A 14975-nucleotide genomic window follows, 5' to 3' on the forward strand; every position below is an offset into this window, starting at 1 on the left:
CTAGCCCTGCCTCCCGTCCCGGCGCGGCCTGGCCCCGCCCCGGCAGAGGCCCCGGCAGCCCGAAGGCCCCCGTTCCCGGGCGGGAACAGGGGCCTTCGCGGTCCAGCTCAGTGGGAGTGGCCGTGACCGTGGCCGTGACCGGCCTCGGCGGGCTCCTCCTCCTTCTTCTCCACCACGAGGGTCTCGGTGGTGAGGAGCAGGGAGGCGATGGAGGCGGCGTTCTCCAGGGCGGAGCGGGTGACCTTGACCGGGTCGATGACGCCGGACTTCACCAGGTCGCCGTACTCGCCGGTCGCGGCGTTGAAGCCGTGGCCCTTCTCCAGCTCGGAGACCTTGGAGGTGATGACGTAGCCCTCCAGGCCGGCGTTCTCGGCGATCCAGCGCAGCGGCTCGACCGCGGCGCGGCGGACGACGGCCACACCGGTGGCCTCGTCGCCGTTCTTGCCGAGGTTGTCCTCGAGCACCTTGACCGCGTGGACGAGAGCGGAGCCGCCACCGGAGACGATGCCCTCCTCGACCGCGGCGCGGGTCGCGGAGATGGCGTCCTCCAGACGGTGCTTCTTCTCCTTGAGCTCGACCTCGGTGGCCGCGCCGACGCGGATGACGCAGACGCCGCCGGCCAGCTTGGCGAGGCGCTCCTGGAGCTTCTCGCGGTCCCAGTCGGAGTCGGTCGTGGCGATCTCGGCCTTGATCTGGTTGACCCGGCCGGCGATCTCCGAGGACTCGCCGGCGCCGTCGACGATGGTGGTGTCGTCCTTGGTGACGGTCACGCGGCGGGCGCTGCCGAGCACGTCCAGGCCGACCTGGTCGAGCTTGAGGCCGACCTCCTCGGCGACGACGGTGCCGCCGGTGAGGGTGGCGATGTCGCCGAGCATGGCCTTGCGGCGGTCGCCGAAGCCGGGGGCCTTCACCGCGACGGCGTTGAAGGTGCCGCGGATCTTGTTGACCACCAGCGTGGACAGGGCCTCGCCCTCGACGTCCTCGGCGATGATCAGCAGCGGCTTGGAGGCGCCGGCCTGCAGCACCTTCTCCAGCAGCGGGAGCAGGTCCTGGATGGAGGAGATCTTGCCCTGGGTGATGAGGATGTACGGGTCCTCCAGGACGGCCTCCTGGCGCTCCGCGTCCGTCACGAAGTACGGCGACAGGTAGCCCTTGTCGAAGGCCATGCCCTCGGTGAAGTCCAGCTCCAGGCCGAAGGTGTTGGACTCCTCGACGGTGATGACACCGTCCTTGCCGACCTTGTCGATCGCCTCGGCGATCAGCTCGCCGACCTGCTTGTCCTGGGCGGACAGCGCGGCGACGGCGGCGACGTCGTCCTTGCCCTCGATCGGGCGGGCGGTGGCGAGCAGCTCGTCCGAGACGGCCTTGACGGCCGCGTCGATGCCCTTCTTCAGGGCGGCCGGGGAGGCGCCGGCGGCGACATTGCGCAGACCCTCGCGGACCAGCGCCTGGGCGAGCACCGTGGCGGTGGTGGTGCCGTCACCCGCGATGTCGTTGGTCTTGGTCGCCACCTCCTTCACGAGCTGCGCGCCGAGGTTCTCGTACGCGTCCTCGATCTCGACCTCACGGGCGATGGTGACACCGTCGTTGGTGATGGTCGGGGCGCCGAACTTCTTGTCGATGACGACGTTGCGGCCCTTGGGGCCGATCGTCACCTTCACGGTGTCGGCGAGCTTGTTCACGCCGCGCTCAAGGGCGCGGCGCGCGTCCTCGTCGAACTTCAGGATCTTGGCCATACCGGCGGAATTCCTCGTCTTTGGGTTCTCAGCGAAGACCGCGCCCCGGGTCCCCGGTCCGTGTGAGGACTCGGTGTGCCCGGGGCGTGGTCACGGCATTTCTCGCTTGCGCGCGGCGCCGGTTCTACTTCTCGACGATCGCGAGGACGTCGCGAGCCGAGAGGACGAGGTACTCCTCGCCGCTGTACTTGACCTCGGTGCCGCCGTACTTGCTGTACAGCACGATGTCGCCGACCTTGACGTCGAGCGGGATGCGGTTGCCGTCCTCGAAGCGACCCGGGCCGACGGCCAGGACGACGCCCTCCTGGGGCTTCTCCTTGGCGGTGTCCGGGATGACCAGGCCGGAGGCGGTGGTCTGCTCGGCATCGAGCGGCTGGACCACGATGCGGTCCTCGAGCGGCTTGATGGCAACCTTGGTGCTGGCGGTCGTCACGATCCGACCTCCCCCTTCAAAGGGCTCACGGGAGTGTCTGTCTGGGGTGGCGACCTGGTAGGCCCGTCGTCGCGGGTGCCGGACCTGCCCGTCGCTTTTGGTTGGCACTCGGCATCGCTGAGTGCCAGGTCCGAGATTAGGACGCGCTTAGCACTCGGTCAAGCGGAGTGCCAACGCCGCGCCGTACGAGCCGCTCTCCCCCAAAGCAACGGCGTGCCCGGGCGCACTGTTCCGGGCGCACCCGGGTGCGCCGTTCCTGGGCCGGCGCGCCCGCGCCGCTCACCGGCGGACGACGCTCCACGCGCCGAGCGCGGCCAGGGTGAACCCGTCGCGCAGCTCGCCCGAGCGGGCCGCCCCGGCGATGTCGTCGGGGCTCCACCAGCGTGCCTCGGCGACCTCGCCGTCCCCGGCCGCACCGGTCCCGAGCCCGGCGTCCCCGGCGTCCCCGGCGACGGCCACCTCGACGACGGCCACCTGGCTCTCCAGCAGCCCGGAGTCGACGTCCAGGAGGGCCACCACCGTCGCCGCGGAGCCCACGAGGCCGGTCTCCTCGGCGAGTTCACGCAGCGCGTCGGCGGCGGGATCGCCTTCGCCGAAGCCGCGCGGCAGCTCCCAGGCCCAGCGGCCCACCGCGGGCAGCCACTGACGGACCATCAGCACGTCGTCACCCCGCCGGGCGAGGACCACGACACCGGTACGACCGCCGCCGGCCCTGACCCAGTGCAGTTCCACCTCCGCCCCGGACGGCAGCCGGTAGGTGTCGAGGTGGACCTCGCACCACCGGCCGCCCTCGGCGTCGCCGTACGCCTTGCGGCTCCCGGTGCGGGCCGCCTCGCTGTCCATCAGAGCGTCCCCCGCGGGGTCTCCGGGAACTCCATCACGTCGTACCGGCCCCGGTAGTCCCGCAGCAGTCCAGCACGCGCCGGCGCCGCGGGACAATGGGCGGCGTGGATCTTGACGCGTTCTCGGCACTCCTGACCGACGAGGGGCAGGCGCTGCTGGCCTCCCTGCGGGACTACGACCCCGCCGCCGAACTGGCGACCGCGACACGGCTGCGGCGGGCGCACGACGCCGGGCTGGTGGCGGCGGCGCTGACGCAGGCCCGGCTGCGACAGCGGGCGGCGGCGAAGTTCGGGGAGGACGCGTACCGGATGTACTTCACGCCCGAGGGGGTCGAGCAGTCGACGCGGGCCTCCGTCGCCCGGCACCGTGCCGAGCGGTTCGCCGCGCTCGGAGTGCGGCGGCTGGCGGACCTGTGCTGCGGGATCGGCGGGGACGCCGTGCCGCTGGCCCGCGCCGGTGTGGAGGTGCTGGCGGTCGACCGCTCCCCGCTGACCTGTGCGGTGATGCGCGCCAACGCGGAGGCGCTCGGGCTGGCCGACCTGATCGAGGTGCGCTGCGCCGACGTGACGGAGACCGGCGTGGAGGGCTGCGACGCCGTCTTCGCCGATCCGGCCCGGCGTGGCGGGCGGGGCCGGATCTTCGACCCCGAGGCGTACTCCCCGCCGCTGTCGTGGGCGGTGGCGGCGGCCCGTGAGGCCCCGCTGGCCGCCCTGAAGGTGGCGCCGGGGATCCCGCACGAGGTCGTGCCGGACGACGCCGAGGCGGAGTGGGTCTCCGACCACGGCGATGTGAAGGAGGCCGTGCTGTGGTTCGGCACGGCTCCGGGCACCCGCCGCGCGACCCTTCTGCCGTCGGGCGTCACCGCGCCCGCCGCCGGCCTGCCCGACCCGCCGGTGCGCCCCGTGGGGCGCTGGCTGTACGAGCCGGACGGCGCCGTCATCCGGGCCCGCATGGTGGCCGACGTGGCGGCGCAGACAGGCGGCGGGCTGATCGACCCGACCATCGCCTACGTCACCTCCGACGAGCCGCACACGACGCCCTTCGCGACCTCGTACGAGATCACCGACGTGCTGCCCTTCAACCTCAAGCGGCTCAAGGCGCTGCTGCGCGAGCGCGAGGTGGGGGTGCTGACCGTGAAGAAGCGCGGTTCGGCCGTGGAACCGGAGGAGGTGCGCCGCCGGGTCAGACCCCAGGGCCCGAACTCCGCCACGGTCTTCCTGACCCGGGTGGCCGGGGCCCCGAGCATGCTCGTGGGCGCCCCCGCCGCGGCCGCCCCCTCCCGGGGCTGACCCCCGCTAGACCGACCGCAGGAGGCCGCGCGCCATTTCCGGCACATCGGTGGGGGCGGCGGCCAGGGCGGTCGGCCCCCAGCCGTCCAGGGCGGGCCCGGTGTACCCCCAGGCCGCACCGATGGAAGGGACCCCCGCGGCCGCCGCGGCGGCGACGTCGGAGGGGCTGTCGCCCACGAAGCAGGCGCGCCCCGGCGGCACCCCGAGGCGCTCCAGCGCCAGAAGGATGCCCTCGCCCGAGGGCTTGGGCGGCGCGTCGCCCCACCCGACCACCACGCCGAAGTGCGAGGACAGCTCCGCGGGGACGAGCCGCGCCACGCGGTGCGCGGGCTGCATGGTCACCACCCCGATCGCCGCGCCGGAGGCCGCGAGGTCGCGCAGCACGCCGGCGGCGCCCGGGAACGGCGACGCGCCCCACAGGGCGAGCGTGAGCGCGTCCTCCCAGGCGGACCCGAACACGGTCGCCTCGTCGGTCACCCCGAGCCGGGCCAGCAGTTCGTGGTGGGGCAGGTGGTCCAGCGCGGCCGGCAGGCGGCTCTCGTCGACGGGCTCCCCCAGCGCCGCGCCCGCGACATGGAGGATCGCCTGCCGCATCGCCGGCCGGCTGTCGAGGAGGACGCCGTCGAGATCGAAGAGGACGGCGCAGCCGGGGTCGGTCATCGGGTCTTCTCGCCGCCTGAGGGAACGCCTCCCGGACACCGGTCGTCCGGCAGGACGCCTGCTCGGGGGCGCTGCGGCAGGATTCCGGTTGCCCACGACGCCAGGCTCATCCTACGGCCGGCCGTCCGACTGCCCGGACCGGGCCCGGGGGCCGGACCGGGGGCCGGACCGGGGCCCGAGGACTCAGGCCCCCTCCTCCTCCACCGCCTCGAAGCGCCAGCGGTGGACGGCCCGCCGGGCCAGCTCCTCGCCAGGCTCGGGCAGCTCGGGGAGCTCCGCGTCGTACGGGGCGTCCCACCAGGTGATGACGAGCACCCGGTCCTGGGGGGCGCGGAAGGTCTCGCGGCGCAGCGGTGCCGGGGAGAGCGTCTGTGCGCGGGCCCACGCCAGCAGCTCGGGCCCGCGCCCCTCGGCCGCCCGGGCCTCCCACATCAGGGCGACGGTCACGAGTAGAGGTTGTCCTTGCTGAGCTCGTGGACGTGGTCGTGGTCGTGGCTGTGAGTGTGGCCGGGCACGGACACATCCGTGACCTGCAGCGAGGAGTCCGCCGGCAGGTCCCAGGTGGACGACGGCCGCCCCCGGGCCACCATCTCCGCGCCGAGGGCCGCGACCATCGCGCCGTTGTCCGTGCACAGCTTGGGCCGCGGCACCCGCAGCACGATCCCGGCGTCCTCGCAGCGCTCCTGCGCCAGCGAGCGCAGCCGGCTGTTGGCCGCGACGCCGCCGCCGATCATCAGATGGTCGACGCCGTTGTCCTTGCAGGCCCGGATCGCCTTGCGGGTCAGGACGTCCACGACGGCCTCCTGGAAGGACGCGGACACATCCGCGACCGGCACCTCCACGCCCTCCCGGCGCTTGGACTCGATCCACCGCGCCACGGCGGTCTTCAGGCCGGAGAAGGAGAAGTCGTAGAGGGGGTCGCGGGAGCCCGTCAGACCGCGGGGGAAGCGGATCGCGTCCGGGTCGCCCTCGCGGGCCGCACGGTCGATGGCCGGGCCGCCGGGGAAGCCGAGGCCCAGCACCCGGGCGACCTTGTCGAAGGCCTCGCCCGCCGCATCGTCGATGGTGGACCCCAGCGGGCGCACGTCGCCGGTGATGTCGGGGGCGAGCAGCAGCGAGGAGTGGCCGCCGGACACCAGCAGCGCCATCGTCGGCTCGGGCAGCGGCCCGTGCTCCAGCTGGTCCACGCAGATGTGCGAGGCGAGGTGGTTGACGCCGTAGAGCGGCTTGCCGAGCGCATAGGCGTACGCCTTGGCCGCGGACACGCCGACCAGCAGGGCGCCCGCCAGCCCGGGGCCCGCGGTGACGGCGATCCCGTCGAGGTCGGAGGCGGCGACGCCGGCCTCCTTCAGCGCGCGCTGGATCGTGGGGACCATCGCCTCCAGGTGCGCGCGGCTGGCGACCTCGGGGACGACGCCGCCGAAGCGGGCGTGCTCGTCGACGCTGGACGCGACCGCGTCGGCGAGCAGGGTGTGCCCGCGCACGATGCCGACACCGGTCTCGTCGCAGGACGTCTCGATGCCGAGGACAAGGGGCTCGTCAGCCATGGGTGGTCTCTGTTCCTGGTAGTCCCGGTACGTCAGGGGAGGGCGGGGCCGCCGGCAGCTCGCCGAGCCGCATCACGAGGGCGTCGACGTTGCCGGGCTGGTAGTAGCCGCGCCGGAAACCGATCGGCTCGAAGCCGAAGCGCTCGTACAGCCGCTGGGCGCGGAGGTTGTCGACGCGCACCTCCAGCATCACCTCGTGGCACTCGAAGGCGGTGGCCTGCCGCAGCAGCTCCCCCAGCAGCCGGGCGCCGAGGCCGGTGCCCCACTGCTCGGTGGCGACGGCGATGGTCTGCACGTCCCCGGTGCCGCCGACGGCGGCCAGGCCCGCGTAGCCGACGATCCGTCCGGCCCCGTCCTGGGCGACGACGTAGTGCCGGGTCGCCTCGGGATGCCGCGCGCCGGCCAGTTCGGACCAGAACATGCCGCGCGACCACGCGTCGTCCGGGAAGAGCCGGTGCTCCAGGTCCATCACCGCGTCCAGGTCCCACCAGCGCATCTCGCGCATCACCGCGGCCGCCCCGGTGGCCTCGGTCGCTGCGGTCGCCTCGGTCACTTCGGCAGGACCGCCTTGTAGCCGGCCGGCACCTGGGCGTCCGGGCGGCGCAGGTAGAGCGGCTGCGCGGGGAGGAAGTCCTCGCCCTCGGCCAGCTTCACGGCGGCGAGCGCGGCCAGTGCCGCCGCGGACTGGTCGGCGGGGGGACGGACGTCGCTGAAGACCGCGGGGTAGAGGGCGGCGCCCGCGCCGACCGCCGGCACCCCGGCGACCTCGTCCGCGATGTCGGCGGGCCGGTCCACGGCCGGGTCGGTCACCCTGACCCGCGGGCCCTCGTACCGCGCCCAGTAGACCTCCTTGCGGCGGGCGTCCGTCGCCACGACGAACGGCCCTTCGACCCCGGCGGCGTACGCCAGCCCGTCGAGGGTGCAGATCCCGTGGACGGGGACGCCGAGGACGTCGGCGAAGGACACCGCGGTCACCAGCCCGACGCGCAGCCCTGTGTACGGGCCGGGGCCGACGCCGACCACGATGCCGGTCACGTCGCCCAGCCCGCTCCCGGCCTCCCGCAGCACGCGGTCGACGGCAGGCATCAGCAGTTCCCCGTGCCGTCGCGCGTCGACCTCCGCCGACTCTGCGAGCACGCTCCGCCCGTCGTGCAGGGCGACCGTCACGGCGGGGGTTGCGGTATCGAAGGCAAGCAGCAGCACGCGTTCAGCCTACGGCGTTCACCGGGGTGGCCCTGCCAGGACGGGGGTGCCGCCGCCACCCGGGACGGCGCTCCCGCCGCCCTGCGGCACTGCTGCTAACGTCAACCCAGCGTGACGCCCACCACCGGAGGAGAGCCGTGGCAAGGATCGGTTCAGGGACGATCGTGACCGGACTGACCGCGGCCGCCCTGGCCGCCGTCGGCGTGCTCGCCGTCCAGGCCTCCGGCTCCGCCGCCCAGATGCCCAGGGGCGACCGGCCCGCGGGAGCCGGCGCCGCCGGCGCCGCCCCCGTGGCCTCCGCCTCGCCCTCGCCGAAGCCGAGGAACGAACTGCCCCCGGCCTCCGGCTCGGGCACCCGCGTCGTCTACTCACTCCGCACGGACCGGGTGTGGCTGGTCGGCGAGGACGGAAAGGTGCGGAGGACCTACCCGGTGGTCCCCGGCACGGTCGACCCGGCCCCCGGCACCTACTCCGTGACCTCCCGCAGCGCCTCCGGGGTCGGCGGCGACGGCGTGCCCGTCGAGAACGTGGTGCGGTTCACCACCGTCGACAGCGTGGTGATCGGCTTCAGCGCGGCGAGGGACGGTTCCCTGCCCGACGCCCCGCCCCCGGGCCAGCAGACGGGCGGCATCCGCGAGAAGCGGGCGGACGGGGCGGAGCTGTGGAAGTTCTCCGGCATCGGCAGCAAGATCGTCGTCGTCCGCTGATTTCCCCCCGACGGGTGAACGCGTACGGGCTCGCGCGGCCGCTGCGCGTGGGCCTGCCCACGCGGGCCGCGTCAGCCTGGTCCGCTCATACGTCCGTCCGGTCTGATCCCGCGTCCTTCCGGCTAGGCGGCGTCCGCCTTGGGGCCTGCGGTGTCCGCATCGGGGCCCGCGGTGGGCTCGTCCCGCGCCGCGTCCCGTTCCCGCTCCTCGTCCTCCGCGGGCGGGGTGCACACCGCGTTGGCCGCCGCGGACGCCGCGAGCAGCGCCTCCATCGAGTAACCCGGCTCCGGCTCCGGGGCCGTGTGGGCCGACATGGATGCCTCCTGGGTCCGACGGGTCGGGTTAGGCAGCCCTAACCCGCTCCTGGACTCCAGCAGACCACGGAGGACGTGCGCCGCGCAACATCTTCCCGACACCTTGTCGGAATGTCACGCGCTCAGACGCCGAGCCCCGCCAGGTCCGCGCCCGCCCAGCGCGCGCCGACCCCTGCGACGACGACCTCGCGCACGTCGTGGTCCTCCTGGCCGTCCGCCGCGACCTCGCCCACCGCGCGGTGGATCACCAGCTGCAGCCGGTCCTCGGAGAGCTCCTCGACCTTGCCCTCGCCCCATTCGACCACGACCACCGACTCCGGCAGCGAGACGTCGAGGTCCAGGTCCTCCATCTCGTCGAGGCCGCCGGCCAGCCGGTACGCGTCCACGTGCACCAGGGCCGGGCCGCCGCCCAGTGAGGGGTGCACCCGCGCGATCACGAAGGTCGGCGATGTCACCGCCCCCCGGACGCCCAGGCCCTCGCCGAGGCCGCGGGTCAGCGTGGTCTTGCCCGCGCCGAGGTCGCCGCTGAGCAGGACGAGGTCGCCGGCCCGCAGCAGCGGCGCGAGACGGCGCCCCAGCTCGCGCATCTGGTCGGGGGTCTTGACCGTGACCCGGATCTCTTCCATGACGCCGGCTTCCGTACCGCCGGCATCGGTACCGCCGGCTTGCATCACGGTGGAGTGCCCACCGATGGCTTCCATGCCCATGTGCCCGAATGCTACGCGCCGCCGGAGACCACGCGGTCCGCCCTGTCGGGCCCGGCGGGCGGCGGCACGGCCAGTTCGCGCAGTGCCGGCGGGACCGGGGCGCGCGAGGCGTCGGCCGCCTCGGTGAGCAGCGCGGCCAGGTGCGCGTTGACCAGCTCGGGGTGCTCCAGCATCACCAGGTGCCCCGCTCCGGGCACCACCACCAGCTCGGTGTCCGGCAGGGCCTCGGCGATGGCCCGGCTGTGCTCACTGGGCGTCAGCAGGTCCTTGTCCCCGGCCAGTACGAGGCCGGGCAAGCCGTCCAGCACCTCCAGGGCCTGGCTCTTCTCGTGCTCGGTGAAGGCCGGGTAGAACTCGGCGACGACGTCGATCGGGGTCGACTCGATCATCCGCTCGGCGAAGCGCGCGACACCCGGGTCCACGTCGGAGCCGAAGGAGTAGCGCTTGATGATCCCGGCGAAGAGGTCGGCCGTCGCCCGGCGCCCCCGCTCCACCAGGTCGACCTGGGTGCCCAGGATCCGCAGCACCCCCGGTGCCAGCGCCCGCAGCGCCCGCGCCCCCGCCGCCGGCAGGCCCAGAGTCACGCTGGCCAGCCTGCCGGAGGAGGTGCCGACGAAGGCGAAGCCCTGGACGCGCGCGTCCACCAGGTCGGGGAACTGGTCGGCGAACGCCATGATGGTCATCCCGCCCATGGAGTGCCCGACCAGGACCAGCGGACCCTCGGGCGCGGCGGCGTCGATGACCGCCTTCAGATCGCGGCCGAGCTGGTCGATCGTGGCCGGCTCGCCGCCCTCCTGGTCCCTGCCCCGGCCGGAGCGGCCGTGGCTGCGCTGGTCCCAGTAGACGGCGCGTATCGCCCCGCGCAGCGCGGCGCGCTGGAAGTGCCAGGAGTCCTGGTTGAGGCAGTAGCCGTGGCAGAAGACCACGGTCGGCGGCGCCGCCTGGCCGGCCCGGCGGAAGATCTGCCAGCGCCGCGGCGGCGCGGCCGCGTCGATCGCCGACGCGTCCGCCTCCTCGACCTCGTAGTAGATCTCCGTGCCGTCCTCGGCGGTGGCCCGGCCCGGCGTCCCTCGCAGCGAGCCGTACGGTCCGGCCAGGTCGAGGGCGAGCCTGGCGCGCCTGCGCATGCCCCGGCCGACCGTGGCCCGCTCCAGTGCCACGCCTGCGGCGGCGCCCGCCGCCACGACGCCGATGGCCGCGCCGACGATCCCGGCGCGCTGCCAGCGGCCGGAGGCGGCGGCCGCTTCGGCCACCGCCTCGATCGCCCCCGTCGCCTTACCGCTGTCCGTCATGTGGTTTCGCTGCTTCCCCTCGGCTACGCGCTTACGTACCCACGTAGACGCGCGGCACCCGGGTCCCGATCCGCGTGACGATCTCGTACGCGATGGTGCCCGCCGCCCGGGCCCAGTCCTCAGCGGTCGGCTCCCCGCGGTCGCCGGGGCCGAAGAGTACCGCCTCGTCGCCGGCCTCGGCGCAGTCTCCTCCGAGGTCGACCACGAACTGGTCCATCGACACCCGCCCCGCGACCGTCCGCCACTTGCCCGCCACCAGCACCGGGCCCGTGCCCGAGGCGTGCCGCGGGATGCCGTCGGCGTAGCCGACGGGGACCAGCGCGAGGGTGGTCTCGCCGGGGGTCGTGTAGTGGTGCCCGTACGAGACCCCGTGACCGCCGGGGACGCGCTTGGCCGATGCCAGCCGGGCCGTCAGCGTCATCACCGGCCGCAACCCGAAGTCGGCCGGGCCGCCGACCTGCGGGACGGGCGAGATCCCGTACATCGCCACACCGGACCGGACCAGGTCGAAGTGCGCCTCGGGCAGGGTCAGGATGGCCGGGGAGTTCGCCATGTGCCGGATCTCGGGGCGCAGTCCGGCGCGCTCGGCTGCCTCCAGGACAGTGCGGAAGACGGCGAGCTGCGCCGCGATGGAGGGGTGGCCGGGCTCGTCCGCGCACGCGAAGTGCGACCACACCCCCGTGACCTTGACCAGGCCCTCCACCTCGGCGGCCCGGGCCGCGGCGACCAGTTCGGCCCAGTCCGCGGGCTGGGCGCCGCCCCGGCCCAGGCCCGTATCGGCCTTCAGCTGGATGCGCGCGGTGCGGCCGGCGGCCGCGGCTGCCTCCGTGGCCTCGCGCAGCGCCCACAGCGCGCCGACCGTCACGTCGATGTCCGCCTCGACGGCCTCCCGCCAGGGCCCGCCCGGCGTCCACAGCCAGCACAGCACGGGCGCGGTGATCCCGGCCGCCCGCAGTGCCAGCGCCTCCTCGGGCGTGGCCGTGCCGAGCCAGCCGGCGCCCGCCTCCAGGGCGGCTCGGGCGCACGGCACCATCCCATGGCCGTAGGCGTCCGCCTTGACGACGGCCATGAGCCCGGAGCGGGGCGCGCGGGCACGCAGCGCCGCGACGTTGGACCGCAAGGCGGCGAGGTCGATCGAGGCCTGTGCGCGCAGAGTCATCTCATCCATCGCGCCCAGTCTCTCAGGCCGGCCCCCTGCCGCCGTCACACGGCGGGTTTGGCGCCCCACACGTACACCGCCTCGTTGAGCTTCAGGAGGTTCCAGAGCAGACGCGCGTTCCGGTTGGAGAGGTTGATGCAGCCGTGCGATCCGGGCGCCTTGTAGACGCTCCCGGGCGTGGCGTGCATGGCCTGGCCGCCGCTGAAGAACTGGCTGTACGGCATCGGGGCGTCGTAGATGTCCGAGACATGGTTCTTGTGACGCCAGTAGACGGTGAACCGCCCCGTACGGGTGAGGTACCCCTTGCGTCCGCTGCGGATCGCCACCGGGCCGAAGAAGACCTTCGTACTGCTGGTCTGCACCCACAGCAGCTGGCGGTTGAGGTCGATGCAGACGATGCGCTTGCCCTTGGCCGGCGCCGGGCACCGGCGGGAGGCGTTCGGGCCCTTCCCGGTGGCCTCGTCGAGGCGGAGGTGGCCCCAGGTGGTGGGCCCCGCGAAGCCGCTGGCGGGGACGATGCCCCTGGACTTCTGGTAGCTGCGGATCTCCGCGCAGTCCGCGGGGGACTGCTCGCCGTTCACGCGCAGCCGCAGCCGCTTCTCCACCTCGCGCTGGAAGGGGCCGGTGAAGGACGTGCAGTACTCCCGGCCGTCCGAGCTCCCGCCGTCCTCCTCGTCCTCCCTCCGCTCCGCGTACTCGCCGTCCCGGCCGTACTCGCCGTCCTGGCCGTCCCGGCCGTACTCTCCGTCCTCGCCGTCCTGGCCGTCCTCGCCGTCCCGGCCGCCCTCGCCGTCCCGGCCGCCGTCGTGGGAACCCTCGTCCTCCTCCTCGGCGGCGCGCTCCTCCTGGAACTTCTTGGCCCGCTCGGCGTCCTCGGCCGGCACGAACTCCACCAGCTGGGGGTCCACCCAGTCGTCGTCCTCGGCCTCGTCCTCGGAGGGCGCGGCGCTGCGCAGCGGCTCGGCGGTCGACACGCCGATCCGGAGGGGTGGCGCGCCCTGGTCGGGGGTGTCGACCTGCCGGGAGGCCGCGGGGCCGAACGGAACCCCGGGGACGAGCCGGTCGACCGGCACCGGCCGGTCGTCGTCGTCCGCGGCGGCCGTCGTGTGCGTACCCAGCGCCGCCAGGGCGATCACCGCCGTGACGAACAGCCGGACCCTGCTCCTGGCATACGTTCCCATGAACACACAGATTGACGGGCACTCGGCCGCCGGAACGCCGCGTCGGCGGACTCCACCCGTTTCGCCCAGTTGACGGCTGTTCAGGACCTGATGCCGCGCCAGGCGTCCGGGAGGGCGTCCGCCACGTCGTGCGCGGCGATCGGCGCGCCCACCGGGCCCGCGGCGATCCGCGCCGCCAGGCCGTGCAGATAGGCGCCGACCGAGGCCGCGTCAGCGGGGGCGAGCCCCGCGGCCAGCAGGGACCCGGTGATCCCGGAGAGCACGTCACCACTGCCCGCCGTCGCCAGCCAGGACGTGCCCGTGGGGTTGGCCCGTACCGGAACCCCAGGCTCCGGAGAGGCCACCAGCGTCGTGGAACCCTTCAGCAGCGCCGTCGCCCCGAACGCGTCGGCCAGCCGGCGCACATGGTCCAGCCGGGCCGCCTCCACCTCCTCGCGGGCCACGCCGAGCAGCGCCGCCGCCTCCCCCGCGTGCGGGGTCAGCACCGTCCCGGCGGTGCGGGCGCGCACGACGGACGGGTCCAGCAGGCGCAGACCGTCCGCGTCGACGAGCACGGGCACGTCCGAGGCGAGCACGTCCTCCACCGAGCGCCGCGCCTCCGGCCCGTCTCCGAGCCCCGGGCCCACCACCCAGGCCTGCACCCGGCCGGCCTTGCGCGGCGGCCCGGCCGACACCAGCGTCTCCGGGAAGCGGGCCAGCACGGCCGCCGCACCCGGACCCACGTAGCGCACCGCCCCCGCGCCCGCGCGCAGCGCCCCCGCCACCGCGAGCACGGCGGCCCCGGGGTACCGCTCCGAGCCGGCGACGACACCGATCACCCCGCGCCGGTACTTGTCGCTCTCGGCGCCGGGGGACGGCAGGAGGGCGGCGACGTCGGCGTGCTGCAGCGCCTCCATGGCGGGCGGGGTGCCCTCCAGGTACGGTCCGAGGCCGATGTCGATCAGGCGCACGGCGCCGGCGTGACCGGCGGCGGGATCCACGAGCAGTCCCGGCTTGTACGTCCCGAACGTCACCGTCAGGTCGGCGCGCACCGCCGCGCCCCGGACCTCGCCGGTGTCCGCGTCCACGCCGCTGGGCAGGTCCACGGCGACCACGACCGCCCGCGACGCGTGCGCGGTCTCCGCCAGCGGCGCCGCCTCGGGGCGCAGGCCGCCCTTGCCGCCGATGCCCACGATGCCGTCCAGCACCAGGTCGGCGCGGTGGACCAGGGCCACCGCGTCCACGTCGTCCGGGGTGACCGCCCGACCGCCCGCGGCGCGCAGGGCCGCCAGGCCACCGGGATGCGCCTTCTGCGGCGCCAGCAGGACGGCGGTCACCGCCGCCCCGCGCCGGGCCAGGCGCGCCCCGGCGTACAGGGCGTCGCCGCCGTTGTCCCCGCTCCCGGTCAGCACGACGACGCGGGCCGCATAGACCCCGGGGCCGGGGCCGGCGGGGGCCCCGGCGCCGAGCGCGTACGCGCACGCGGCGGCCAGGCCGGCCGCCGCCCGCTGCATCAGGGCGCCCTCCGGAACCCGCGCCATGAGCGCCTGTTCCGCCGCCCGTACGGTCTCCACGTCGTAGGCCTGCCGCATGCGGCCATGTTGCCACCGCGAGGGCGTGGTTGCGCGCCGTCCATGGGCGGGAGCGTTCGCGGCGCGGCCGCAGCCGCGGTGCTTCCCCGTCCCTCCCGGCCTTCGAGGTCACGTCCCCTTCGCCCGGGCTCCCCGCACGGACGCACCTCGCCACACCTCTCCAGCCGCGCCGCCGCGCTGCCAGAGCCCCGTGGAGGTCACAAGCGGCGGCGCTGGTGGTCGGGGGCGGTTCGTCTCGCGCCCGAAGGGCGCGAGACGGCGAGGCACATGACGACTCACCCCGCCCGCCGATCGGCTGCCCCTCAACCGGCCGCCGCACTCACCGCATCCAAA

Annotated in this window: 16 protein-coding genes; 2 read left to right on the forward strand and 14 right to left on the reverse strand. The window is 74.7% G+C overall.

The genetic code is table 11. The annotated features are described in order from the left end of the window. Positions 1–107 precede the first annotated feature (107 nt). From groL to ACRWND_RS00015, 3 genes are all read right to left on the reverse strand, one after another. Positions 108–1736 carry a chaperonin GroEL gene (gene groL, locus ACRWND_RS00005; protein ID WP_431944403.1) on the reverse strand — a complete coding sequence of 543 codons (1629 nt, stop codon included), beginning with the start codon at positions 1734–1736 and terminating at the stop codon, positions 108–110. A 124-nt stretch (positions 1737–1860) separates the two neighbouring features. Continuing rightward, complete coding sequence (gene groES / locus ACRWND_RS00010) at positions 1861–2169, reverse strand: co-chaperone GroES (RefSeq protein WP_018562788.1); 309 nt, start codon at positions 2167–2169, stop codon at positions 1861–1863. 279 nt (positions 2170–2448) lie between these two features. Then, positions 2449–3012: an NUDIX hydrolase gene (locus tag ACRWND_RS00015; protein WP_431944406.1), complete on the reverse strand. Its 564-nt coding sequence runs from the start codon at positions 3010–3012 to the stop codon at positions 2449–2451. Between the two features lie 95 nt (positions 3013–3107). Between ACRWND_RS00015 and ACRWND_RS00020 the strand changes: the two genes are divergently transcribed. Continuing rightward, positions 3108–4301: a class I SAM-dependent methyltransferase gene (locus ACRWND_RS00020; protein WP_431944408.1), complete on the forward strand. Its 1194-nt coding sequence runs from the start codon at positions 3108–3110 to the stop codon at positions 4299–4301. 6 nt (positions 4302–4307) lie between these two features. Here the strand turns inward: ACRWND_RS00020 and ACRWND_RS00025 are convergent, their stop codons facing one another. From ACRWND_RS00025 to tsaB, 5 genes are all read right to left on the reverse strand, one after another. Continuing rightward, positions 4308–4961 (reverse strand): HAD family hydrolase, encoded by a 654-nt coding sequence (locus ACRWND_RS00025; protein ID WP_431944410.1) that lies wholly within the window; start codon positions 4959–4961, stop codon positions 4308–4310. A gap of 183 nt (positions 4962–5144) precedes the next feature. Next, on the reverse strand, positions 5145–5408 hold the full coding sequence (locus ACRWND_RS00030; RefSeq protein ID WP_431944412.1) for a hypothetical protein: 264 nt from the start codon (positions 5406–5408) through the stop codon (positions 5145–5147). Next, complete coding sequence (tsaD, locus tag ACRWND_RS00035) at positions 5405–6508, reverse strand: tRNA (adenosine(37)-N6)-threonylcarbamoyltransferase complex transferase subunit TsaD (RefSeq protein ID WP_431944414.1); 1104 nt, start codon at positions 6506–6508, stop codon at positions 5405–5407. Before tsaD ends, ACRWND_RS00030 begins: the two co-directional genes overlap by 4 nt. Beyond that, positions 6501–7013, reverse strand: coding sequence for a ribosomal protein S18-alanine N-acetyltransferase (rimI, locus tag ACRWND_RS00040; protein ID WP_431944774.1), 513 nt, complete (start codon positions 7011–7013; stop codon positions 6501–6503). Before rimI ends, tsaD begins: the two co-directional genes overlap by 8 nt. Positions 7014–7057: 44 nt before the next feature. Further along, on the reverse strand, positions 7058–7711 hold the full coding sequence (tsaB, locus tag ACRWND_RS00045) for a tRNA (adenosine(37)-N6)-threonylcarbamoyltransferase complex dimerization subunit type 1 TsaB (RefSeq protein WP_431944416.1): 654 nt from the start codon (positions 7709–7711) through the stop codon (positions 7058–7060). 137 nt (positions 7712–7848) lie between these two features. Between tsaB and ACRWND_RS00050 the strand changes: the two genes are divergently transcribed. Next, on the forward strand, positions 7849–8418 hold the full coding sequence (locus tag ACRWND_RS00050) for a hypothetical protein (RefSeq protein ID WP_431944418.1): 570 nt from the start codon (positions 7849–7851) through the stop codon (positions 8416–8418). A 122-nt stretch (positions 8419–8540) separates the two neighbouring features. On the opposite strand, the gene ACRWND_RS00055 is transcribed toward ACRWND_RS00050, so the two are convergent. From ACRWND_RS00055 to ACRWND_RS00080, 6 genes are all read right to left on the reverse strand, one after another. Beyond that, positions 8541–8732, reverse strand: coding sequence for a hypothetical protein (locus ACRWND_RS00055; protein WP_431944420.1), 192 nt, complete (start codon positions 8730–8732; stop codon positions 8541–8543). A 122-nt stretch (positions 8733–8854) separates the two neighbouring features. Next, positions 8855–9358: a tRNA (adenosine(37)-N6)-threonylcarbamoyltransferase complex ATPase subunit type 1 TsaE gene (tsaE, locus tag ACRWND_RS00060; protein ID WP_431944776.1), complete on the reverse strand. Its 504-nt coding sequence runs from the start codon at positions 9356–9358 to the stop codon at positions 8855–8857. A 92-nt stretch (positions 9359–9450) separates the two neighbouring features. After that, complete coding sequence (locus ACRWND_RS00065; RefSeq protein ID WP_431944422.1) at positions 9451–10731, reverse strand: alpha/beta fold hydrolase; 1281 nt, start codon at positions 10729–10731, stop codon at positions 9451–9453. Positions 10732–10762: 31 nt separating this feature from the next. After that, positions 10763–11899 carry an alanine racemase gene (gene alr / locus ACRWND_RS00070; protein WP_431944424.1) on the reverse strand — a complete coding sequence of 379 codons (1137 nt, stop codon included), beginning with the start codon at positions 11897–11899 and terminating at the stop codon, positions 10763–10765. A 35-nt stretch (positions 11900–11934) separates the two neighbouring features. Then, positions 11935–13071, reverse strand: a complete 1137-nt coding sequence (locus ACRWND_RS00075) for a L,D-transpeptidase family protein (RefSeq protein ID WP_431944426.1) — start codon at positions 13069–13071, stop codon at positions 11935–11937. Between the two features lie 80 nt (positions 13072–13151). Then, the gene (locus ACRWND_RS00080) at positions 13152–14642 is read right to left on the reverse strand and encodes an NAD(P)H-hydrate dehydratase (RefSeq protein WP_431944428.1); all 1491 of its coding nucleotides are present in this window, start codon (positions 14640–14642) and stop codon (positions 13152–13154) included. Positions 14643–14975: the final 333 nt, after the last annotated feature.

Source organism: Actinacidiphila sp. bgisy167, from assembly GCF_965342175.1.
Classification (GTDB): domain Bacteria; phylum Actinomycetota; class Actinomycetes; order Streptomycetales; family Streptomycetaceae; genus Actinacidiphila.

Bases quoted from the DNA above. Each gene is read 5' to 3' on its own strand.
- groL (WP_431944403.1), bottom strand. From the start codon at position 1,736: ATGGCCAAGATCCTGAAGTTCGACGAGGACGCGCGCCGCGCCCTTGAG.
- ACRWND_RS00015 (WP_431944406.1), bottom strand. From the start codon at position 3,012: ATGGACAGCGAGGCGGCCCGCACCGGGAGCCGCAAGGCGTACGGCGAC.
- ACRWND_RS00020 (WP_431944408.1), top strand. From the start codon at position 3,108: ATGGGCGGCGTGGATCTTGACGCGTTCTCGGCACTCCTGACCGACGAG.
- ACRWND_RS00025 (WP_431944410.1), bottom strand. From the start codon at position 4,961: ATGACCGACCCCGGCTGCGCCGTCCTCTTCGATCTCGACGGCGTCCTC.
- tsaD (WP_431944414.1), bottom strand. From the start codon at position 6,508: ATGGCTGACGAGCCCCTTGTCCTCGGCATCGAGACGTCCTGCGACGAG.
- rimI (WP_431944774.1), bottom strand. From the start codon at position 7,013: ATGCGCGAGATGCGCTGGTGGGACCTGGACGCGGTGATGGACCTGGAG.
- ACRWND_RS00055 (WP_431944420.1), bottom strand. From the start codon at position 8,732: ATGTCGGCCCACACGGCCCCGGAGCCGGAGCCGGGTTACTCGATGGAG.
- tsaE (WP_431944776.1), bottom strand. From the start codon at position 9,358: ATGGAAGAGATCCGGGTCACGGTCAAGACCCCCGACCAGATGCGCGAG.
- ACRWND_RS00065 (WP_431944422.1), bottom strand. From the start codon at position 10,731: ATGACGGACAGCGGTAAGGCGACGGGGGCGATCGAGGCGGTGGCCGAA.
- alr (WP_431944424.1), bottom strand. From the start codon at position 11,899: ATGGATGAGATGACTCTGCGCGCACAGGCCTCGATCGACCTCGCCGCC.
- ACRWND_RS00075 (WP_431944426.1), bottom strand. From the start codon at position 13,071: ATGGGAACGTATGCCAGGAGCAGGGTCCGGCTGTTCGTCACGGCGGTG.
- ACRWND_RS00080 (WP_431944428.1), bottom strand. From the start codon at position 14,642: ATGCGGCAGGCCTACGACGTGGAGACCGTACGGGCGGCGGAACAGGCG.